Origin of the sequence: Lysobacter ciconiae, from assembly GCF_015209725.1 — a bacterium.
GTDB classification, from domain to species: Bacteria; Pseudomonadota; Gammaproteobacteria; order Xanthomonadales; family Xanthomonadaceae; genus Novilysobacter; species Novilysobacter ciconiae.
Window position 1 is genome coordinate 179,536 of record NZ_CP063656.1, and the last position, 22,135, is coordinate 201,670.

Here is a 22,135-nt window from a genome sequence, read left to right on the forward strand (position 1 = left end):
GTCGCAGCCGTCAGACCCAACCACGCGCCGCCAGCGACACCGGCGGCCCGTCGGCGATGACGAAGTGGTCCAGCAGGCGCAGGTCGACCAGCGCGAGCGCCTGTTTCAGGCGCGCCGTCACGGCACGATCGGCCGCACTGGGTTCGGGATTTCCGCTGGGATGGTTGTGGCCCACGATCACCGCGGCGGCGTTATGGGCCAGCGCGCGCCGGACGACCTCGCGCGGGTGTACTTCCGCCCCGTCGATGGTGCCGCGGAAGAGTTCCTCAAATGCCAGCGCGCGGTGGCGCGTGTCCAGGAACAGCACGGCGAATACTTCGTGCTCCAGTCCGCGCAGGCGCTGGGCGAAGTAGCGTCCGGCGGCCTGGGGATCGGTCAGGGCCGCACCGCGTTCCAGCTCGGCCGACAGGTGCCGGTGGCCCAGTTCCAGTGCTGCGGCGAGCAGGCAGGCCCGCGCCGGACCCAGGCCGGGCAGCTTGGCCAGTTGCGCCGGTGGACGCTCCAGCAGCGCGCGCAGCGGCCCGTGACCCTGCAGCAGTTCGCGCGCCGTGGTGACCGCGTCGCGGCCGCGCAGGCCGGAGCCCAGGAAGATTGCGAGGAGTTCGGCATCCGACAGCGCGCCCACACCGCGCGCCAGCAACTTCTCCCGCGGGCGTTCGTCGGCCGGCCAATCACGTATGTGCATCGTCTCGATCCCTGTGCTGGTCGCGCGTGCGCGCCTTGCGACGTCCTGTCGCAACCGTGAAGCATCACCCTGGAGATAGCGGGCGGAAAGAAAAACGAAGCGGGGACGGACCGGACTGCCCAGCCAGACGTCGCGATGGGCCGGGGAAGCCGCATCGCCACGCTCCGTCCCCGCTTCAGCCACGGGTCCAGAATGGCTGGGCGCAAGGCTTGGCGGCATCGGCCGACGGCGTGGCATCGGGTAAGCTGGCCATTGCCCAAACCGTAGGGGTTTTCCTCACGTGCCAGTGCTCCACGACCAGAAAATCCTGTTGTGCGTGTGCGGCGGGATCGCTGCCTATAAGGCCGCCGAACTGGTCCGTCGAATGATCCAGGCCGGCGCCCAGGTGCAGGTGGCGATGACGGCCAGCGCCGGGCATTTCGTCTCGGCGACGACTTTCCAGGCGCTGTCAGGAAGGCCGGTCCGCACCACCCTGTGGGACGACGCTGCCGAGGCCGCAATGGGGCACATCGAGCTGGCCCGCTGGCCCGACCGCATTCTGGTCGCACCGGCGAGTGCCAACACCATCGCCAAGCTCGCCCACGGTCTTGCGGACGACCTGGTCAGCACGCTGTGCCTGGCCACGGACGCGCCGCTGGCGGTGGCGCCGGCCATGAACCAGCAGATGTGGGCGCATCCGGCCACCCGGGCCAACATCGATGTGCTGCGCGGTCGCGGGGTCACGATCCTGGGCCCCGGCGTGGGCGATCAGGCCTGCGGTGAAACCGGTGCCGGACGCCTGCTGGAGCCTGACGAGATTGTCGCAGCACTCGCCCAGCGTGCGGCATGAGCAGCGCTCCGTTGGCCGGTCGGCACGTGGTTGTCAGCGCGGGGCCCACCTACGAGGACATTGACCCGGTGCGTTTTCTGGGCAATCGCAGCAGCGGCAAGATGGGCTTTGCGATCGCCGCGGCCGCGGCGGCGCGCGGGGCGCGGGTAAGCCTGATCGCCGGTCCGGTGGCGCTGGCGACTCCCGGCCCCGGCAGCGGCTCGCTGGCTCGGATCGACGTACGCTCGGCGGCGCAGATGCACGCGGCCGTGATCGGCGCGTTGCCGGCGGATGTCTACATCGGCGCCGCCGCCGTGGCCGATTACACACCGGCGCGGGTGGCCGCGGAGAAGATCAAGAAAGGTGCCGGCAGCGACGGCTTGGCGCTGCAGCTGGTGCGCACCCGCGACATCCTCGCCGAACTGGCGATCCATCCCCGCCGTCCGGGACTGGTGGTCGGCTTCGCCGCCGAGACCGGGGACGTGGAGCGCCACGCGCGCGGCAAACTGGCCGCCAAGCAGCTCGACCTGATCGCGGCCAACCGCGTCGGCGTGGCGGGGTCCGGATTCGAGAGCGACGACAACGCGCTGGTCGTCTACGGCCCCGATCTGGCGCTGCCGTGGGGGCCCGCATCCAAACAGGTACTTGCCGGCCAGTTGCTCGACCTGATCTGCCAGCGACTGCCCGCCGCCTCGACCGACAACACCCACTGAAATTCGCCCTGCCGTTGCAGACGTGCGACACGGGAATACCTATGCCACACACGCTTGAAATCAAAGTGCTCGACCCGCGCCTGGGTACGCAATGGCCGCTGCCGGCCTACGCCACCCAGGCCAGCGCCGGCATGGACCTGCGCGCGGCGATCGACGAGCCGCTGCAGCTGGCGGCGGGCGCCTCGGCGCTGGTTCCGTCCGGCGTGGCCATCCACATCGGCGATCCCGGATTGTGCGCGGTGATCCTCCCGCGCTCCGGGCTGGGCCACAAGCACGGCATCGTGCTGGGCAATGGCACCGGGCTGATCGATGCCGACTACCAGGGGCCGCTGATGATCAGCGTCTGGAACCGCAGCGCCGAGCCTTTTACGATGCAACCGGGGGATCGCATCGCCCAGCTGGTCCTGCTGCCGATCGCAAGGGCGCAGCTGCGGGTGGTGGATGCATTTGAAACCAGTGACCGCGGCGCTGGCGGCTTTGGCCATACCGGCGTGCGCTGAGCGCGCTGTCTGCAATCAACAGGGGAATACAACGCCATGCCCGATACCAAGACCAAGCGCGCTTTCGTGGCGCTGGAGCCGCTCAAGCCGCTGCTGCCGGCCCTGGTCGTTGCCTGCGCGCTGCTCGCGCTGTGGTTCGCGTGGAGCGGCTGGCAGCAGCAGCGCGACGGCAGTCGCCGCGCGGCGGTGGAGCAGTCTCGTGACCAGACGGTTCAGGCCATCGCCACGGCGCTGGCCTCCGAGCACACGCGCTTCGCCGATAAACTCGCTGATCCGGCTTTTGTCTCGGCAGTCGCGGATGACGACCACGCGCGCGCAGCCGAGCTGCTCGGCGCGGGTTGGCCCGGCGCCAGCCAGCCGGCGGTGCTGTCACCGCAACTGGACGAGGACTACGCCGCACTGCCCGACGGCAGCTACGGCCGGCTGGCGGCCCTGGAAGCCGCGTTGGTGGAAGGCAAGCCCGTGTCGTGGGTCGTGCGCGACGGTGACGCCTCGCGCCTGGCGCTGGCTGCGCCGGTGGGTGATGAGAAAGCGGTTCGCGCGGTGGCGCTGGTGCTGCTGCCCTTGCAGAGGCTGACGGGCCCGGTGGATGCCGCCGCGCTGCCCGGCGATGGCTATCTCGCGTTGCGCCAGGGCCGCCAGAACCTGGTCGAGCGGGGCGACACCAGCCTGGCCGGTGGCGCGGAAGCGCTTGCCGCAGCGGTGCCGGGCAGCAGCCTGCGGCTCGCGGCCGGGATCCCGTATCCGGCGTTTGCGCCGTTTGGCATGGGTGCGCTCGCCTGCTTCATCGCAGCAGGCGTGTTTGCGCTGCTGGCCCTGCTGGCCTGGCGTGGGCCCGGGTTGCTGGCACGCCGGCGCGACACCGCGCTGGACGAGATCGAGGAAGGGTCCACCCAGACGCTCGGCGAGTCGATGAGCGACGATTCGCTGGCCAGTCCCGCCGTTGCTGCCGCGCCCGTAGCGGCTGCGGCCGCCGCGGTCGCCCCGGTGATCCTGGACCGCGAAATCTTCCGCGCCTATGACATCCGCGGCATCGTCGGCAAGAGCCTCGATGTCGGCGTCGCCGAACGCATCGGCCACGCGATCGGCTCGGTCATGCACGAGGCCGGCCAGCGGGAGATCGTGGTCGGCCGCGATGGCCGGCTGTCCGGGCCGGACATGCTCGACGGGCTGATTGCCGGGCTGCGCAAGGCCGGTCGCGACGTCATCGATATCGGCCTGGCGCCGACCCCGCTGGTGTATTTCGGCGCCTTCCACCTGAAGACCGGGTCCTGCGTGTCGGTCACCGGCAGCCACAACCCGCCGGACTACAACGGCTTCAAGATCGTGATCGATGGCGAGACGCTCTCAGGGGAGGCCATCACCGGGCTGTACGCGCGGATCGCCGAAGGACGGCTGCACGTCGCTGACAGCGAAGGCGCGCTGGAGCAGCGCGATATCAACGATGACTACGTCCAGCGGGTGGCGACCGATATCCAGATCGACCGGCCGCTGAAGGTGGTCGTGGACGCCGGCAACGGCGTGGCCGGCGAGCTGGGCCCGGCGGTGCTGCAGGCGATTGGCGCGGAGGTCGTGCCGCTGTACTGCGAGATCGACGGCAATTTCCCCAACCACCACCCCGACCCGAGCGAGCCGCACAACCTGGCCGACCTGATCCAGATGGTCGACCGTCTGGACGCCGACCTGGGCATCGCCTTCGACGGCGACGGCGACCGCCTGGGCGTGGTCACCCGCGACGGCCACAACATCTTCCCCGACAGGCTGTTGATGCTGTTTGCCGCCGACGTGCTGGAGCGCAACCCCGGCGCGCAGATCATCTTCGACGTGAAGTGCACCGGCCGCCTGCCGGGCTACATCCTGCGCCACGGCGGCAGCCCGCTGATGTGGAAAACCGGGCACTCGCTGGTCAAGGCCAAGATGCGCGAGACCGGTGCGGAGCTGGCCGGTGAGATGAGCGGCCACTTCTTCTTCAAGGAGCGCTGGTACGGCTTCGACGACGGCATCTACTCCGCGGCGCGACTGCTGGAAATCCTCGCCGCCCAGCCCGGGCGCCCCAGCGATGTGCTCGACGCGCTCCCCGACGGTGTGTCGACGCCGGAGATCAAGGTCGACGCACCGGGCGGAGACCCGCACGCGTTCGTGGAGCGCTTCGTGGGCGAGGCGGACTTCGACGGCGCGCGCCTGTCGACCATCGATGGCCTGCGCGTGGATTGGCCGGACGGCTGGGGCCTGGTGCGCGCGTCCAACACCACGCCGGTGCTGGTGATGCGCTTTGACGCGGACAGCAACGAGGCGATGGCGCGCATCACCGGCACGTTCCGCGAGCAGCTGCTGGCGCTGGATCCGGACCTGCAGTTGCCGTTCTGAGGACGCCGGGCCGGCCTGAAGGTCGGCCTCTATCCAGCGGGGCGAGCTCTACCGGAGCGAGCGAGCCTCGGGTGACGGGCCGCAGCCCTCAGCTGCGGCTGGCTGCGCCGCTGGCGGCCTTCAGCTCGCGGTAGCGCTCCAACGCCGACGCCAGTTCCTGGTCGATCGTCTCGCGGGCCTGGACCTGGCGTTCCAGCAATTCCTGGTGGCGCCGCAGCGCGTCGTGCTGGACGTTGATCCGCTCGGCGAGCGTCTTGGCCACCGGCTTGGCTTCCAGTTCCGCCTCACTGGCGCGTTGCAGCAGGTTGAGCAGGCTGCGCCGGGCTCCCTTGATACCCAGCTGCGAGGTCTCGATGCTGGAGTCGATCAGCTCGATCCGGTTGGCGAAGTTGCGCTCCAGATCGGCCTCGCTGGCGAAGGACACGACCATCGCGCGCTCACGCCGGACGCGTTCCTCGTCGGACCACTGCGCGCGTTCGTGACGCTTGGCCTCGATCTCCGCCAGCGCCCGCTCCTCATCGGTCTTGGCGCGCTCGATGCGGGCGGTGGCGACGCCGGTCGGGCTGAACTCGGTGCGCGCGTTGTCCACCGCGTTGGCGGGCAGCGCATCGCTGCACACCCGCTCGCCGTGGTCGTCCCAGCAATAGATCTTCTTGCCGCTCGGGGCCTTCTTCTGTGCGGCTGCCGGGGACACGGCCAGGGCCAGCGCCACCGAGAGCAGCGCGCATGAAAACAGGGATGTGCGGGACGAAGCGGGCATGGCCTTTACCTTGGACGATCACAAGACCACGACGCAAGACCCGGGCCAAGCCCCAAACGCCGCTGCAAGGGCACGGCGCTCAGCGGCTTCCGTACGCCTCGCGGTAGGCGAGCAGGCGCGCGTGCTGGTCGACCAAGGCAGCCGATCCGGCCGCCATCGTCAGCAGATCGTCCAGGCTGGCGACCGCCACCACCGGAAGCGCGTGCTCAGTTGCGACAGTTTGTGCCGCCGAGCGTCGGCTGATGGACGGGTCGACGGCTTCCTGACGATCCAGCGCGATGACGATCCCGCTCACGATCCCACCGGCGTCGCCGATGATCTGCAACGCCTCGCGGATCGCGGTCCCGGCAGTGATCACATCGTCGACGATCAGCACCCGTCGACCTTCCAGCGGCGCGCCGATCAGGCTGCCGCCTTCGCCATGGGCCTTGGCCTCCTTGCGGTTGAAGGTCACCGGCAGGTCGTGGCCGCGGCGCGAGTACTCGCAGGCCAGCGCGGTGGCGAGCGGGATGCCCTTGTAGGCCGGGCCGAACAGGCCGTCGAATTCGCCCAGCGATCCGTCGGCGCGCGCCGAATCGATGGCGTCGGCATAGCAGCTCGCCAGTCCGGCCAGGGACGCGCCGGAATCGAAGCGGCCGGCATTGAAGAAGTACGGGCTGCTGCGCCCGGATTTCAGGGTGAACTCGCCAAAGCGCAGCGCATCGGCGCGCAGCGCAAGGTCCAGGAATCGTCGGCGGTGGTCCTGCATGGGGCATCCAGTCGATCAACCAGCGCCGATGATAACCAGCCACGCCGACCCCGTCGGGCGGCGCCCGGCCCGCGGCGGGCCTGCGCTATCCTTCCGCGTCGGGTCCAGTGCCCGCATTGCCGCCACTTCTGGTACTCCATGCGCATCATCAGCTTCAATGCCAATGGCATCCGCTCCGCCGCCCGCAAAGGATTCTTCGACTGGTTCCGCGACCAGGATGCCGACATCCTCTGCATGCAGGAAACCAAGGCGCAGGAGCACCAGCTGACCGGTCCGGATGGACTGGATCCGGCCTTCCTGCCGGCCGGCTACCACGCGTTCTTCCGCGACGCGAGCACCAGGAAAGGCTACAGCGGCGTGGCGATATACAGCCGCCGCGAGCCTGACGAGGTGCGCACCGCGCTGGGCTGGGACGCATTCGACGAGGAAGGGCGCTACATCGAGGCGCGCTTCGGCAATCTCAGCGTGGTCTCGTTCTATATCCCGTCGGGCTCATCGGGGGAGTTGCGCCAGGGCTACAAGTTCGAGGTCATGGACTGGCTCAAGCCCATCCTGGATGAATGGCTGGCCAGCGGCCGCGACTACGTGCTGTGTGGCGACTGGAACATCGTGCGCACCGCGATGGACATCCGCAACTGGACCTCCAACCAGAAGAACTCCGGCTGCACGCCGCCAGAGCGCGAATGGCTCAATGCCCTGTGCGGCGAGCCGGAAGGCCCCGCCGAGGCGTGGCAGGACGCATACCGGCACCTGCATCCCGACGGCCAGGACTACACCTGGTGGAGCAATCGCGGCGCGGCCTTCGCCAAGAACGTGGGCTGGCGGATCGACTACCAGCTGGTAACTCCGGGCCTCGCGTCGCGGCTGCGCAGCTGCGCGATCGCGCGTGAGCCGCGCTTCTCCGACCATGCACCGTTTACCGTGGACTTCGACATGGGCGAGCGCGGGTGAGTTCGCCGGCCAAGGCGCGCAAGCCGTCGGCGTGGAAGGCGTTTGCCGAGCCGTCGGCGTGGACGATGTTCTTCTTCGGCTTCGCCTCCGGGCTGCCGTTCCTGCTGGTGGCCGGAACGCTGGCTTACTGGTTGCGCGAGGACGGCCTGGAGCTCAAGGACATCACCATGATCGCCAGCGCGGGCATGGCGTACTCCTTCAAGTTCCTTTGGGCGCCGCTGGTGGACCGCTGGCGCCTGCCGCTGTTCGGCCGGCTCGGCCAGCGCCGCGGCTGGCTGCTGCTGGCCCAGTTGGTGGTCATGGGCGGGCTGTTCGCGATGGCGGGGGTGGGCACCGCCACGCTGCCTTTGTTCATCGCTCTGACCCTGAGCGTGGCGGTCGCCGGAGCGACGCTGGACATCGCCGTGGACGCGTACCGGATCGAGATCGCCCCGGTCGAGTCGCAGGGCGCGCTGGTGGCCACCTATTCGCTGGGCTACCGCATGGCCCTGATCGTGACCGGCGCGCTCGCGCTGGTGCTGGCCGACCACGCGGTGTGGCCCAACGTCTACCGGGTGATGGCCTGCGTGATGCTGGTGCCGATCATCGCCAACCTGATGGCCCGCGAACCCGAGGTCATCCGTATCCGCGCGCAGAACTGGGCGGCGGCGATGCGCGAGGGCGTGGTCGAGCCGTTTGCCGACTTCTTCCGCCGCTTTGGCGGCCGCGTGGGCCTGGGCGTGCTGGCCTTCATCCTGCTGTTCAAGATCTCTGACCAAGCGCTGGTGGGCGGGATCATCGGGCCGTTCTACCTCGACCAGGGCTTCACCAAGACCCAGATCGCCGCGGTGTCGAAGATCTACGGCATCTGGGTCGGCATCGGCGGCGCCTTCGTCGGCGGCCTGGCCGTGGCGCGCTGGGGCGTCAACTGGACGCTGCTGACGGCAATCGTGCTGGGCGCGGTCAGCAACCTGCTGTACCTGCTGCTGATCGGCGCCAACGGCGATGTCGGCATGCTGACCCTGGTGATCTCCGGTGAGAACCTGGCGCAGGGTTTCCTGGGCACCGCCTCGGTCGCCTACCTGTCGGCGCTGGTTAACCAGCGCTACACCGCCACCCAGTACGCCCTGTTTTCCTCGATGATCACCCTGCCCGGCAAAGTGCTGGGATTCTATTCCGGGCGCATCGTCGAGGCGGTAGGCTACGCGCCTTATTTCGTGCTGACCGCAGTGCTTGTCGTCCCGGCGGTGTTGCTGTTTTTGTGGCTGCGTCCCAGGGTGCGATTGGGTGACGAGGGCGGGGCTTCGCAGGTGGAGGAGGGGTCATGAGCGAGACGGTGCTGCTGGATCTGGAGCCGGTACTGCTGGAACGGGTGCGACGCTTCGCCGCGACGAAGGGCTGGAGCCAGCCGGCGGCGCTTGTCCATCTGATCGAGCACGGCCTGTTCGCCTGTGAGCCGGATGCGCCGGCGGGATTTGACGACACCGACGCCCACATCCTCCAGGAAGCCATCGCGGCGCTGGAGAAGGTTGAGGACGATCCCGGCTTTTCGCTGATCGGGCGCATCGCGACCGCCGACGACTGAGCGTGCTGCGCGCGCGCACGCGTCGCCTACGCCGGGTAGATCACGCCCAGCGTGCGCGGGCCGCGGGCGCCGGTGACGGCCGGCAGGTTGCCCGGCAGCCCGGCCAGCGTCTGCCGCGCCAGCCACGCGAAGCCCATCGCCTCGACATGGTCCGGGTCCAGTCCATGCACCGCGGTGGACTCGATGGCGACACCCGGCAGCCGGCATTCGAGGCGCCGCAGCAGGACCGGATTGTGCACGCCGCCGCCACAGACCAGCACCCGCGTCGTGTCCGGCTGCAGCGCCAGCAGCGCGTCGGCGATCGTGCTGGCGGTCAGTTCCAGCAGGGTTGCCTGCACGTTCTCGGGCCGCTCATCGCCGCGCAGCCGGGCCTGCAGCCACTTCAGCTGGAACTGCTCGCGCCCGGTGCTCTTGGGCGGTGCTTGGGCGAACCATGGCTCCTGCAGCAAGCGGGCCAGCAGGGCCTGATCGACCGTGCCCCGCGCGGCAAACGCGCCAGCGCGGTCGAACGGCTGGCCGAGGTGGCGCTGGCACCACGCATCCATCAAGGCGTTCGCCGGGCCGGTATCAAAGCCGCGCACGCCCGCGCCTGACACGCCGTCGCAGGACGCCGGCAGCAGCGTCAGGTTGGCGATCCCGCCCAGGTTGAGGACGGCGCGGTTCTCCGATTCGCTGCGAAGAATCGCCGCATGCAGCGCAGGCAGCAGCGGCGCGCCCTGGCCCCCGGCGGCGACATCGCGGCGGCGGAAATCGGCCACTGTCGCGATGCCCGTGCGCTCGGCGATCACGTTGCCATCGCCCAGCTGCATCGTGAAACGGTGGCGGCCGTCGAAGGCCGCCCCGGCGGGGCGGTGGCGGATGGTCTGCCCGTGGGAGCCGATCGCCCGGACCTGCGCGGCATCGACGCCGGCGGCGCGGATCAACTCCAGCGCGGCCTCGGCAAAACACTCGGCGATGTGCACGTCCAGCGTGCCGAGCTCGTCGATGGATTCGATCGGCGCGCCCTGGCCCAACTCGAGCAGTCGGGCCCGCGTGGGCGCGTCCCATGCGCAGGTGTGGCCGTGCACCAGGCGGCAACCGGCACCCGCATCGGCATCGGCATCGAAGCGGACCAGCGCCGCATCGATGCCGTCCGCACTGGTGCCCGACATCAGCCCGATGAACAGCCCGGCGCCGTCGCCGCGGGCGGCAGCGACGCGCAAAGCAGCGGGCCCGGTCGAACTGGAGTCCGCCGGGCCCGTCGTGGTGCCGGAGCTCATCGCGATCAGGCTTGCTGGTCGACGCCCGCGGCGGTATCCGCCTTCGCCGGCGCCTTGCTGGCGACCATCGCGTTGTTGCGCAGCAGGCCCTCGACTTCCTGGATACGTGCCAGGGCCGGCGCGGTTTCCGCGCGGAACGCCACCAGCGCTGCGCCCTTCAGCGGCTCGGCCGGCGGCATGGTCACGTTGAGCGGGTTGCGGTGCACCCCGTTGACGCGGAACTCGTAGTGCAGGTGCGGACCGGTGGCCAAGCCCGTGCTGCCGACATAGCCGATTACCGAGCCCTGCGGGACGCGCTGGCCGACCTTGTATTTGCCGAAGCGCGACATGTGCGCATACAGGGTGGTGTAGCCGCGGCCGTGGTCAAGGATCACGGTACGGCCGTAGCCGCCCTTCCAGCCGGAGAACTGCACCCGCGCGTCACCGGCGGCCATGATCGGCGTGCCGGAGCCGGCGCCGTAGTCAACGCCCTGGTGGGCGCGGGTCTTGCCCAGGATCGGATGCTTGCGGGCGCTGGTGAAGCCGGAGGTGACCCGGGCGTAGGGGATCGGCATGCGGATGAAGGATTTCTTCAGCGGGCGCCCATCGGCGGTGTAATAGCCGACCTTGCCGTCGTGCTCGAAGCGGAAGCCCGAGAACGTCTTGCCGCCGGTGGTGAAGGTGGCGGCGCGGATATCGCCGCTGCCGACCAGCTCGCCCTCGCGCCAGACCTGGTCGTAGACCACGCTGAAGCGGTCGCCTTTCTTGGCGCTGGTGAAGTCGATGTCGTAGTTGAAGATCTCGTCGGTCATCGTCGCGATCGCGTTCGCCGGCAGGCCCGCCTTGCGCGCGGCGACATACAGCGAGCTTTCGATCTCGCCGCTGCTGACGATGCTGCGCAGTTCGGTCGGCCGTTCGATAACCAGCTGCTCGATCGTATCGCCCTTGAGGCTGAGCTCGACGCGATGGGCCGGGTCCCGGTCATAGCGGAAGCGGCGCAGCGAACCATCGACCATGTCGAACGCCAGCTCCGCACCGGTGCCCAGCCGGGTCAGCGCGGGCTTGGCGCCCGGCTGCTCGAGAATGCTGTGCATCGTCGCCGCCGGAATACCCATCTGCTGGAATACCGCGCCCAGCGTCTGGCCGCTTTGCACCCGCACCACCTGCCAATCGTGTTCGGGGCGCGGTGCGGTAGGCTGCAGCGCGACCGGCGGCAGCGGCAGGGCCATCGACTGGCGCGCCAGCGGAGCGCTCCCGGCCTGGAGGTCGCCAAAGCCCGGCACAATGGCCGCCACCAGCGCGCCGATGGTGACAAACAGGCTGGCCTGAACCCACTGTCGGCGCGACCATCGACCGCTGAAACCATCGGAGGGGGGCGGGCCGTCACCGGTCGATGAAGCGCGGCTTCGCGCAGGCTTTTCAAACGGTTACGCCGGCTGGAGCCGGTGTCTCGGGGTGTCATCGGATGGGTCTCCCGCGCACTGGATGTGAAGGCAGCGTCGCGGCGTTACGATAAGCACGTGAGGTGTGTGCGTCAAACCCTTGAGGGCAATGGGAATTTCGGCAGTCTCTCCGACGCCGTGGATTTGCCCTTGTTCCCGGCCACCACCCGCCATCTCGCCCCCTGTTCGAGCCTATAAGAGCCCCTTTCGTGCCTGCCAACCTTCCAACCACCGATGTAGCGTCCGCCCTCGCCCTGATCGGCCGCGGCGCCGATGAGATCCTCAAAACCGACGAACTCGCCACCCGCCTGCAGAGCGGGCGTCCGCTGCGCATCAAGGCCGGATTCGACCCCACCGCGCCCGACCTGCACTTGGGCCACACGGTGCTGTTGAACAAGCTGCGCCAGTTCCAGGACCTCGGCCACCAGGTGATTTTCCTGATCGGCGACTTCACCGGCATGATCGGCGACCCCAGCGGCAAGAATGTCACCCGCAAGCCGCTGACCCGCGAGGACGTGCTCGCCAACGCCGAGACCTATGCCGACCAGGTGTTCAAGGTGCTCGATCGCGAGCGCACCGAGGTGCGCTTCAACTCCGAGTGGTTCGGCCAGATGAGCGCCGCGGACATGATCCGCCTGGCCGGCCAGCACACGGTGGCGCGGATGCTGGAGCGCGACGATTTTGCCAAGCGCTACGCCGCGCAGCAGTCCATCGCCATCCACGAGTTCCTGTATCCATTGGTGCAGGGCTACGACTCGGTGGCCCTGAAGGCCGATGTCGAGCTGGGCGGCACCGACCAGAAGTTCAACCTGCTGATGGGTCGCGGCCTGCAGGAGCAGCACGGCCAGCCACCGCAGATCGTCCTGACCATGCCGCTGCTGGAAGGCCTGGACGGCGTGCAGAAGATGAGCAAGTCGCTGGGCAACTACATCGGCATCAATGAGCCGGCCATCGACATCGTCACCAAGACGATGAAGATCGACGATGTGTTGATGTGGCGCTGGATCGAGCTGCTGAGCTTCGATATCAGCCTGGCGGAGATGGAGACGCTGAAGGGGGAGGTCGCCGAGGGCACGCTTAATCCGCGCGACCTCAAGTTGCGGCTCGCCCGCGAACTGGCCGCGCGCTTCCACGACGCCGCCGCCGCCGAGCTTGCCGTCGCCGGCTGGAACGCCGCCGTGCGTGGGCAGGGCGATACCGCCCAGCTCCCGTTGAACGATCTTGCCGTGCCTGCGGAGGGCTTGCGCATTGCCGCACTGCTGACCGCGGCAGGCCTGACGCCGAGCAACTCCGAAGCCAACCGCAAGCTCAAGGAGAAGGCAGTGCGCATTGACGGTGAGGTGGTAACCGACGCCCAGCAGGTCTTTGTGCCCGGTTTTGAAGGCGTCCTCGCCGTCGGCAAGCGCACCTTTTCCCGGGTCCGCCTGGTGGAAGGCTGACCAGCACAGTCGCTGCGACGATTTATCCTCCCACCCCTTCACAACCCCGTCGCAAGGGTGCATACTTTGCGGCCCGCCCCGGTCTGGACGACGCGGCAGGGTGAAGCGCCCGATTCAGGTTTGGTTGTTGACGAACGGGAAAAAGGCGCTAAGATGGTCGGCTCGCCACAGCGCATAGCGCCGAAGCGGGTGCAGCGGAAAACGGATGTGACGAAGTTGTTGACGTCCCCTTGATCCGCTGTATGATGTGCGGCTCCCTTGGCGGCTTCGGCAGCAAGGTTCGGAACGCGGCGTTGAGGCCGGTTCCACGATCTTTGACAGTGTGCGCAGGTGACTTGTGCGGGCGTCTGGCCGGTGGACGGTTGTCCATTAGCAGATGTTCGACACAGTCCAAATGAAACAGATGCAGGCATCGCAAGATGCGTGTGAATGAGTTATTTGGGTCTGGATAGACACTGCACTCAAAGCATAGGCACGGCCTTCGGGTCGCGTCGCAATACTTAAGTGAAGAGTTTGATCCTGGCTCAGAGTGAACGCTGGCGGCAGGCCTAACACATGCAAGTCGAACGGCAGCACAGTAAGAGCTTGCTCTTATGGGTGGCGAGTGGCGGACGGGTGAGGAATACGTCGGAATCTGCCTTTTTGTGGGGGATAACGTAGGGAAACTTACGCTAATACCGCATACGACCTACGGGTGAAAGCGGAGGACCTTCGGGCTTCGCGCAGAAAGATGAGCCGACGTCGGATTAGCTAGTTGGAGGGGTAATGGCCCACCAAGGCGACGATCCGTAGCTGGTCTGAGAGGATGATCAGCCACACTGGGACTGAGACACGGCCCAGACTCCTACGGGAGGCAGCAGTGGGGAATATTGGACAATGGGCGAAAGCCTGATCCAGCCATGCCGCGTGTGTGAAGAAGGCCTTCGGGTTGTAAAGCACTTTTGTACGGGAAGAAAAGCAACCGGTTAATACCCGGTTGTTCTGACGGTACCGTAAGAATAAGCACCGGCTAACTTCGTGCCAGCAGCCGCGGTAATACGAAGGGTGCAAGCGTTACTCGGAATTACTGGGCGTAAAGCGTGCGTAGGTGGTCTGTTAAGTCTGATGTGAAAGCCCTGGGCTCAACCTGGGAATGGCATTGGATACTGGCAGTCTAGAGTGTGGGAGAGGGTAGTGGAATTCCCGGTGTAGCAGTGAAATGCGTAGATATCGGGAGGAACATCCGTGGCGAAGGCGACTACCTGGACCAACACTGACACTGAGGCACGAAAGCGTGGGGAGCAAACAGGATTAGATACCCTGGTAGTCCACGCCCTAAACGATGCGAACTGGATGTTGGGGACAATTGAGTCTTCAGTATCGAAGCTAACGCGTTAAGTTCGCCGCCTGGGAAGTACGGTCGCAAGACTGAAACTCAAAGGAATTGACGGGGGCCCGCACAAGCGGTGGAGTATGTGGTTTAATTCGATGCAACGCGAAGAACCTTACCTGGCCTTGACATGCACGGAACTTTCCAGAGATGGATTGGTGCCTTCGGGAACCGTGACACAGGTGCTGCATGGCTGTCGTCAGCTCGTGTCGTGAGATGTTGGGTTAAGTCCCGCAACGAGCGCAACCCTTGTCCTTAGTTGCCAGCACGTAATGGTGGGAACTCTAAGGAGACCGCCGGTGACAAACCGGAGGAAGGTGGGGATGACGTCAAGTCATCATGGCCCTTACGGCCAGGGCTACACACGTACTACAATGGTGGGGACAGAGGGCTGCAAACTCGCGAGAGCTAGCCAATCCCAGAAACCCCATCTCAGTCCGGATTGGAGTCTGCAACTCGACTCCATGAAGTCGGAATCGCTAGTAATCGCAGATCAGAATTGCTGCGGTGAATACGTTCCCGGGCCTTGTACACACCGCCCGTCACACCATGGGAGTGGGTTGCTCCAGAAGTAGCTAGTCTAACCCTCGGGAGGACGGTTACCACGGAGTGATTCATGACTGGGGTGAAGTCGTAACAAGGTAGCCGTATCGGAAGGTGCGGCTGGATCACCTCCTTAGAGACATAAAGGCAACACCAAGCCTGTCAGGCGTCCGCACAAGTGACCTGCATTCAGAGTTCCGGTTGATCGCAAGATCAATGCGGGAGCGTCCGTTTTTGCGTTATGGCCTTGGCCGCGACGTGGATTAGCACGGGGCTTTAGCTCAGCTGGGAGAGCACCTGCTTTGCAAGCAGGGGGTCGTCGGTTCGATCCCGACAAGCTCCACCACGTTGATGTCCTGTAGCGCTCGACTTTTGGGTCTGTAGCTCAGGTGGTTAGAGCGCACCCCTGATAAGGGTGAGGCCGGTGGTTCGAGTCCTCCCAGACCCACCAAACCAACGCTTCCTGGACATTCTGAATGAGACTGCGCACACACACATAGATTTGAAGCGGATGGGCATTGTGGCCGATTCGCGTTCTTTGAAAATTGGGACGTAGCGAGCGTTTTGAGACGGAATGTCCATGACGTGTCGTAGAGGCTAAGGCGGGGGACTTGATCCCCTAATATTTGAAGTGAGACGTTGTGTTCGTGCAACGTATGATCCTGAGGCGACTTGGGGTTATATGGTCAAGCGAATAAGCGCACACGGTGGATGCCTTGGCGGTCAGAGGCGATGAAGGACGTGACAGCCTGCGAAAAGCACGGGGGAGCTGGCAATAAGCATTGATCCCGTGATGTCCGAATGGGGAAACCCACTGCGCAAGCAGTATTGCATGGTGAATACATAGCCATGCAAGGCGAACCCGGTGAACTGAAATATCTAAGTAACCGGAGGAAAAGAAATCAACCGAGATTCCCTGAGTAGTGACGAGCGAACGGGGAACAGCCCTTAAGTTGATTGAGTTTTAGCAGAACAACCTGGAAAGGTTGGCCATAGACGGTGACAGCCCGGTACGCGAAAAGGCTCTTTCAATGAAAACGAGTAGGGCGGGGCACGAGAAACCCTGTCTGAACATGGGGGGACCATCCTCCAAGGCTAAATACTACTGACCGACCGATAGTGAACCAGTACCGTGAGGGAAAGGCGAAAAGAACCCTGGTGAAGGGAGTGAAATAGACCCTGAAACCGTGTGCGTACAAGCAGTAGGAGCCCTTCGGGGTGACTGCGTACCTTTTGTATAATGGGTCAGCGACTTACAGTTCGTGGCAAGCTTAACCGTATAGGGGAGGCGAAGGGAAACCGAGTCTGAATAGGGCGCATAGTCGCGGGCTGTAGACCCGAAACCGGGTGATCTAGTCATGCCCAGGGTGAAGGTACCGTAACAGGTACTGGAGGCCCGAACCCACTCCCGTTGCAAAGGTAGGGGATGAGGTGTGATTAGGAGTGAAAAGCTAATCGAACCCGGAGATAGCTGGTTCTCCTCGAAAGCTATTTAGGTAGCGCCTCGGACGAATACTGCTGGGGGTAGAGCACTGTTATGGCTAGGGGGTCATTGCGACTTACCAACCCATGGCAAACTCCGAATACCAGCACGTACTATCCGGGAGACACACGGCGGGTGCTAACGTCCGTCGTGAAAAGGGAAACAACCCAGACCCACAGCTAAGGTCCCCAATCAGTGCTGAGTGGAAAACGATGTGGAAAGGCACAGACAGCCAGGAGGTTGGCTTAGAAGCAGCCATCCTTTAAAGAAAGCGTAATAGCTCACTGGTCGAGTCGGTCTGCGCGGAAGATTTAACGGGGCTAAGCATTGAACCGAAGCTTGGGGTGCATACTTTGTATGCGCGGTAGAGGAGCGTTCCGTAAGCCGTTGAAGGTGGATTGAGAAGTCTGCTGGAGGTATCGGAAGTGCGAATGCTGACATGAGTAACGATAATGCGGGTGAAAAACCCGCACGCCGAAAGCCCAAGGTTTCCTTGCGCAATGTTAATCAACGCAGGGTGAGTCGGCCCCTAAGGCGAGGCAGAAATGCGTAGTCGATGGGAAGCAGGTTAATATTCCTGCACCTCGCGTAAGTGCGATGGAGGGACGGAGAAGGTTAGGTATACCGGGCGTTGGTTGTCCCGGGGAAAGCAGGTAGGCGGATCCCTTAGGCAAATCCGGGGGGTCATTAACGCCGAGCAGCGAGACCAGTCCATTAGGACGAAGTTACCGATACCACGCTTCCAGGAAAAGCTCCTAAGCTTCAGCTTACGCAGACCGTACCGTAAACCGACACAGGTGGGCAGGATGAGAATTCTCAGGCGCTTGAGAGAACTCGGGTGAAGGAACTAGGCAACATGGCACCGTAACTTCGGGAGAAGGTGCACCCCTGATGGTGGCTCATGCGAGCTATAGCTGTCGGGGGTCGCAGTAACCAGGCCGCTGCGACTGTTTATCAAAAACACAGCACTCTGCAAACACGAAAGTGGACGTATAGGGTGTGACGCCTGCCCGGTGCTGGAAGGTTAATTGATGGGGTCAGCCGCAAGGCGAAGCTCTTGATCGAAGCCCCAGTAAACGGCGGCCGTAACTATAACGGTCCTAAGGTAGCGAAATTCCTTGTCGGGTAAGTTCCGACCTGCACGAATGGCGTAACGATGGCGGCGCTGTCTCCACCCGAGACTCAGTGAAATTGAAATCGCTGTGAAGATGCAGCGTTCCCGTGGCAAGACGGAAAGACCCCGTGAACCTTTACTATAGCTTTACACTGAACGTTGAGTTCGTCTGTGTAGGATAGGTGGGAGGCTGTGAAACCAGGACGCTAGTCTTGGTGGAGCCAACCTTGAAATACCACCCTGACGTGCTTGACGTTCTAACCTAGGTCCGTTATCCGGATCGGGGACCGTGTATGGTGGGTAGTTTGACTGGGGCGGTCTCCTCCCAAAGTGTAACGGAGGAGCTCGAAGGTACGCTCAGCGCGGTCGGACATCGCGCACTGTGTGCAAAGGCATAAGCGTGCTTGACTGCAAGATCGACGGATCAAGCAGGTAGGAAACTAGGACTTAGTGATCCGGTGGTTCTGTATGGAAGGGCCATCGCTCAACGGATAAAAGGTACTCCGGGGATAACAGGCTGATACCGCCCAAGAGTTCATATCGACGGCGGTGTTTGGCACCTCGATGTCGGCTCATCACATCCTGGGGCTGTAGTCGGTCCCAAGGGTATGGCTGTTCGCCATTTAAAGTGGTACGCGAGCTGGGTTCAGAACGTCGTGAGACAGTTCGGTCCCTATCTGCCATGGGCGTTGGAGATTTGAGAGGGGCTGCTCCTAGTACGAGAGGACCGGAGTGGACGAACCTCTGGTGTTCCGGTTGTCACGCCAGTGGCATTGCCGGGTAGCTATGTTCGGAAGCGATAACCGCTGAAAGCATCTAAGCGGGAAGCGCGCCTCAAGATGAGATCTCCCGGGAGCTTGACTCCCCTGAAGGAACCATCAAGACCAGGTGGTTGATAGGCAGGGTGTGTAAGTACAGCAATGTATTGAGCTAACCTGTACTAATGATCCGTGTGGCTTGACCATATAACCTCAAGTGGCCTTGGACTCGACGATACGTCGACGACATTCCAGACCAAAACACTCACTCGCTACGTCCCACCCTATGCAAGCTGGCGCACCCGTGCGCTGCTTCACCCCCTTGCCCAGTGACAATAGCTGTGTGGCACCACCCGATCCCATCCCGAACTCGGAAGTGAAACGCACACGCGCCGATGGTAGTGTGGCTTAAGCCATGCAAGAGTAGGTCATCGCTGGGCATTTACACCAAACGCCGGATCCCGCAAGGGTCCGGCGTTTTTCTTTGTGCGCCTAAACGAGGTTGCGCACCAAACGCGTACGGAACTCAGGCGGAACTCGGGCGGGACGCGCGCGCGGGGTTACGCCACCGCCAGTGCCGCCTGCACCAGCAGGGTGATCACGCACGCCAGGCCGACAAACCAGACGATGCTGCGCGGCGTCGCCCGGTCGGCAAGGTAGAACACGCCATGCAGCAGCCGGGCAAGGACGAACGCCAGTGCGAGCAAGGCGATCCTGCCGTGGTCGACGCCGGCCAGTTGGGCTAGCACCACTGCGGCAGCAAATGCGGGGAAGGCTTCGAAGGCGTTCAATTGAGCGGCGTTCGCGCGAGCCGTGCGGCGGCTTTTCTGACGGGCCAGCCAGGCGCGCGGATCATTGTTGTCGAAGCGCTCGCCTCCGGACAGTTTCGCAACCACCGTCCAGACGTAGGGAAGCAGCGCGGCGGCGAGCACGCACCAGTAAGCGGTTGCCAGGGTCATCAGGATCACCTCAGTCGTGGGGGAAGGGTTGTGGAGACAGCGCGGATTTTTTATTGACGATCACAAGCGAAGACGGCACCCGAAATGGTGCCGTCGATGCGGATCAAGGCAACCGTGGCGGACCACGGTGCCGATGAAGCGTCCGGTATTCGGCGCAGGGAGGGGCCACCGACGGGTCTACTGGGCTGAGGTTTTCATCAGCGAATCGCGCGCAGCCCGGAACGCGTTGCCTTCGTACCAGTTGGGCCATTGATCGTTGTCGGCCAGGTCGCGCCCAACGCCATACAGCGCCTCGAGATCCTGGACGACGCCATCGAGGTTCCAGTCCGGGTCGAACTCGTCGGCAGGCTGGTGGTAGCGGTTGCGGCCGTAATCCTCGGCCGCGGCCTTGCCTGCTGACACGCCACCATCGACCAGATCGTCTCCGCCGCTGGCATACAGGGCAGGCACGCCGGCCTTGGCGAAGTTGAAGTGATCGGAGCGGAAGTAGAAGCCGCTCTCCGGCGTCGCCTCGGCGTTCAATGTCCGGCCCTGGGCCTCGGCGTGCCGGGCCAGGATGTCCTCCAACTCGGAACTGCCCTTGCCGACCACCGTCATGTCGCGGGAGGGCCCTGCCACCGACATCGCGTCGATGTTGATCACCGCCACGGTCTTGTCCAGCGGAATGCTCGGATGGGCGACGTAGTACTTGGAGCCCAGCAGACCGGACTCTTCCAGCGTGACGGCCAGGAACAACACGGAGCGTTGCGGGGCCGGCGTCTGGGCGACAAACGCCTGGGCAACGCCCAGGATCCCGGCAACGCCGGTGGCGTTGTCGATCGCTCCGTTGTAGATGGTGTCCTCGGCCGGATCGGTATCGGCTTCGCGGTGATCACCCAGGTGGTCCCAGTGCGCCATGTAGACGATGGCCTCGTCGGGCCGGCTGCTGCCGGGGAGCAGCGCCATGACGTTCGTCGACGATTTCCTGGTCACCGTGCTGGTGAGGTCCACCGACATCGATGCGTCCAGTGGGATCGCCTGGAAACCCGTCTTGTTTGCCGCGGTGTAGAGCTCGTCCAGATGGTGGCCGGTGTCGGCCAACAGGCTGCGCGCGACATCCGCGGTGATCCAGCCCTGTGCCGGCAGGCGCGGCTCTGGGTCGTCCGCCGGTGCCAGGTCGAACTGCGCGCCCGACCACGAATTCTTGACCACGTCCCAGCCATAGGAGGCGCCATCGGTATCGTGGATGATCAGCGCTGCCGACGCACCCTGCCGCGCGGCCTCCTCGAACTTGTAGGTCCAGCGGCCGTAGTAGGTCATCCGTTTGCCTTCGAACAGCTGCGGATCGTCGGTGTGGAATCCGGGATCATTGATGAACATGACCACGGTCTTGCCCTTCACGTCGACGCCGGCGTAATCGTTCCAGCCCAGCTCCGGCGCGTTGACGCCGTAACCGACAAACACCATGTCGCTGTCGTTGATGTCCACCCGGGTCTGGCCGCTGCGCGTGCCGATCACCATGTCGCTGCCGAACGCCAGCTCGCGCGGTTTCCCGGCGACCTTCAGTTTCAGTTTCGTGGATTCGTCGGCGGTGGTCTCCACCATCGGCACTTCCTGGAAGTAGCTCTCGCCATTGCCGGGCTTCAGGCCCAACTCGCGGAACTGCGCTTCCAGCCAGGCGACGGTCTTCTCCTCGCCGGCGCTGCCGGGCGCGCGGCCGCCGAATTCATCCGATGACAACACCTTGACGCGCTCGGCGAAGTCGGCGGCCGAGATGGCGCCGGCATCGGACTGGGTGGCCGCTTGCTCCGCAGCGGCGGGAGTTGGCGTGTCTTCGACTTTGTTGCACGCCGCCAGGACCAGCGCGGCGGCGACCAGCGACATCGCTGGCAGGAGGGGGATACGGGACATGCGAGCTCCGGGGCGGTCGGGACACCCGATACTATCAGCCCGGTTCCGGTCGAAAATGGCGCGTCGATCAGGCCGGAGGTGGCCGCGCCGATCAGTCCTGCGGCGGTGCCTTGTCTCCGGACCAGGTCTTCGCGGTGGCGCCGGTCACCTTGCCGATGCGCGCGCTCTGGTGCACGTAGAGGTCCACGTCGCGCTCAAACACCATGTCGCCGTCCACCTGCGCGCCCGGCCCGACGACGACCCGCGGCAGCTTCTTGCCCAGGCTGAGCCACTGGAAGCCCGGCTTGTCGTAGTGGATCCCGCCGAGCACATGCGAGTTCGCACCCACCGTGAGGTCGCCGTTGACCATCTCGATGTCGCCCTCGACGCGCGTGCCGACCAGCCCGATCGCGCCGTTGACCGTGCTCAGGTCGCCGGCCACGTTGCTGCCGCGATCGATGAAGATCTGCCCGTTGACGGTGGAGACCTCCCCCGTGCGGACGTTGCGACCCGCGCGGACGGAGCCGTTGACTGTGGAAAGCTCGCCTGCGCGTACCGCGTCGGCGAGCTTGATGCTGCCGTTGACGGTCGACACGGCACCGGCCTGGGCATTGGTATCGATCGCGATGCTGCCGTTGACCGTGTCGACGTCGCCCACGCGCGCATCCGCCGCGACATCGACACTGCCGGTCACCTTGCTGATGTCGTCCTGTGCAGCGATCGCCGGAAGCGGCAAGCCACCACCGATGGCGATGCCGGCGGCGAGGGAGACGAGGATCATCAACTGGCGAGATTGCATGGCGGCTTTTCCGATGAGGTGTGTGG

Annotated in this window: 13 protein-coding genes, 2 tRNA genes, 3 rRNA genes and 2 pseudogenes; 12 read left to right on the top strand and 8 right to left on the bottom strand. The window is 64.9% G+C overall.

Features of this window, described 5'->3' with window-relative positions:
* Nucleotides 1–10: 10 nt before the first annotated feature.
* The gene (gene radC, locus INQ41_RS00805) at nt 11–685 is read right to left on the bottom strand and encodes a RadC family protein (RefSeq protein WP_193985403.1); all 675 of its coding nucleotides are present in this window, start codon (nt 683–685) and stop codon (nt 11–13) included.
* Between the two features lie 304 nt (nt 686–989).
* Here radC and coaBC point away from each other — a divergent pair.
* From coaBC to INQ41_RS00820, 3 genes and pseudogenes are all read left to right on the top strand, one after another.
* A pseudogene (coaBC, locus tag INQ41_RS00810) lies at nt 990–2,206 on the top strand (bifunctional phosphopantothenoylcysteine decarboxylase/phosphopantothenate--cysteine ligase CoaBC).
* A 41-nt stretch (nt 2,207–2,247) separates the two neighbouring features.
* Nucleotides 2,248–2,706: a dUTP diphosphatase gene (dut, locus tag INQ41_RS00815; protein ID WP_193985405.1), complete on the top strand. Its 459-nt coding sequence runs from the start codon at nt 2,248–2,250 to the stop codon at nt 2,704–2,706.
* A 36-nt stretch (nt 2,707–2,742) separates the two neighbouring features.
* A complete protein-coding gene (locus INQ41_RS00820) occupies nt 2,743–5,073 on the top strand; it encodes a phosphomannomutase/phosphoglucomutase (protein ID WP_193985407.1) in 2,331 nt (776 codons plus the stop codon).
* 88 nt (nt 5,074–5,161) lie between these two features.
* On the opposite strand, the gene INQ41_RS00825 is transcribed toward INQ41_RS00820, so the two are convergent.
* Both INQ41_RS00825 and pyrE read right to left on the bottom strand, forming a co-directional pair.
* Nucleotides 5,162–5,833, bottom strand: a complete 672-nt coding sequence (locus INQ41_RS00825; protein ID WP_193985409.1) for a hypothetical protein — start codon at nt 5,831–5,833, stop codon at nt 5,162–5,164.
* 79 nt (nt 5,834–5,912) lie between these two features.
* Complete coding sequence (gene pyrE / locus INQ41_RS00830; protein WP_193985411.1) at nt 5,913–6,581, bottom strand: orotate phosphoribosyltransferase; 669 nt, start codon at nt 6,579–6,581, stop codon at nt 5,913–5,915.
* A 138-nt stretch (nt 6,582–6,719) separates the two neighbouring features.
* On the opposite strand from pyrE, the gene INQ41_RS00835 reads away from it, so the two are divergent.
* From INQ41_RS00835 to INQ41_RS00845, 3 genes are read left to right on the top strand one after another with little or no spacing between them, the layout of a single operon-like run.
* Nucleotides 6,720–7,532 (top strand): exodeoxyribonuclease III, encoded by an 813-nt coding sequence (locus tag INQ41_RS00835; RefSeq protein WP_193985412.1) that lies wholly within the window; start codon nt 6,720–6,722, stop codon nt 7,530–7,532.
* Nucleotides 7,529–8,839, top strand: a complete 1,311-nt coding sequence (locus tag INQ41_RS00840) for an AmpG family muropeptide MFS transporter (RefSeq protein ID WP_343224928.1) — start codon at nt 7,529–7,531, stop codon at nt 8,837–8,839. Before INQ41_RS00835 ends, INQ41_RS00840 begins: the two co-directional genes overlap by 4 nt.
* Nucleotides 8,836–9,096 carry a hypothetical protein gene (locus INQ41_RS00845; protein WP_193985414.1) on the top strand — a complete coding sequence of 87 codons (261 nt, stop codon included), beginning with the start codon at nt 8,836–8,838 and terminating at the stop codon, nt 9,094–9,096. The genes INQ41_RS00840 and INQ41_RS00845 overlap by 4 nt, the downstream gene beginning before the upstream one ends.
* Nucleotides 9,097–9,122: 26 nt before the next feature.
* Here the strand turns inward: INQ41_RS00845 and INQ41_RS00850 are convergent, their stop codons facing one another.
* Nucleotides 9,123–10,247: an anhydro-N-acetylmuramic acid kinase gene (locus tag INQ41_RS00850; RefSeq protein ID WP_248285380.1), complete on the bottom strand. Its 1,125-nt coding sequence runs from the start codon at nt 10,245–10,247 to the stop codon at nt 9,123–9,125.
* A gap of 113 nt (nt 10,248–10,360) precedes the next feature.
* Nucleotides 10,361–11,796, bottom strand: a pseudogene (locus tag INQ41_RS00855) (peptidoglycan DD-metalloendopeptidase family protein).
* Between the two features lie 189 nt (nt 11,797–11,985).
* Here INQ41_RS00855 and tyrS point away from each other — a divergent pair.
* The 6 genes from tyrS to rrf all read left to right on the top strand — a co-directional run bounded on the left by tyrS (nt 11,986) and on the right by rrf (nt 18,922).
* On the top strand, nt 11,986–13,215 hold the full coding sequence (gene tyrS / locus INQ41_RS00860) for a tyrosine--tRNA ligase (RefSeq protein ID WP_193985418.1): 1,230 nt from the start codon (nt 11,986–11,988) through the stop codon (nt 13,213–13,215).
* A gap of 501 nt (nt 13,216–13,716) precedes the next feature.
* A 16S ribosomal RNA gene (locus INQ41_RS00865) occupies nt 13,717–15,263 on the top strand.
* Between the two features lie 134 nt (nt 15,264–15,397).
* Nucleotides 15,398–15,473: transfer RNA gene (locus tag INQ41_RS00870), tRNA-Ala, on the top strand.
* A gap of 28 nt (nt 15,474–15,501) precedes the next feature.
* Nucleotides 15,502–15,578, top strand: a tRNA-Ile gene (locus INQ41_RS00875).
* Nucleotides 15,579–15,811: 233 nt separating this feature from the next.
* Nucleotides 15,812–18,689 (top strand): 23S ribosomal RNA (locus INQ41_RS00880).
* Between the two features lie 118 nt (nt 18,690–18,807).
* Nucleotides 18,808–18,922: ribosomal RNA gene (gene rrf / locus INQ41_RS00885) — 5S ribosomal RNA — on the top strand.
* The 16S, 23S and 5S rRNA genes sit together here with 2 tRNA genes alongside, the layout of an rRNA operon.
* Before the next feature lie 120 nt (nt 18,923–19,042).
* Here rrf and INQ41_RS00890 read toward each other — a convergent pair.
* The 3 genes from INQ41_RS00890 to INQ41_RS00900 form a co-directional block, all read right to left on the bottom strand.
* A complete protein-coding gene (locus INQ41_RS00890; RefSeq protein WP_228076648.1) occupies nt 19,043–19,441 on the bottom strand; it encodes an MAPEG family protein in 399 nt (132 codons plus the stop codon).
* A 177-nt stretch (nt 19,442–19,618) separates the two neighbouring features.
* Nucleotides 19,619–21,331, bottom strand: a complete 1,713-nt coding sequence (locus INQ41_RS00895; RefSeq protein WP_193985420.1) for a M28 family metallopeptidase — start codon at nt 21,329–21,331, stop codon at nt 19,619–19,621.
* A gap of 91 nt (nt 21,332–21,422) precedes the next feature.
* On the bottom strand, nt 21,423–22,109 hold the full coding sequence (locus INQ41_RS00900; protein ID WP_193985422.1) for a DUF4097 family beta strand repeat-containing protein: 687 nt from the start codon (nt 22,107–22,109) through the stop codon (nt 21,423–21,425).
* Nucleotides 22,110–22,135: the final 26 nt, after the last annotated feature.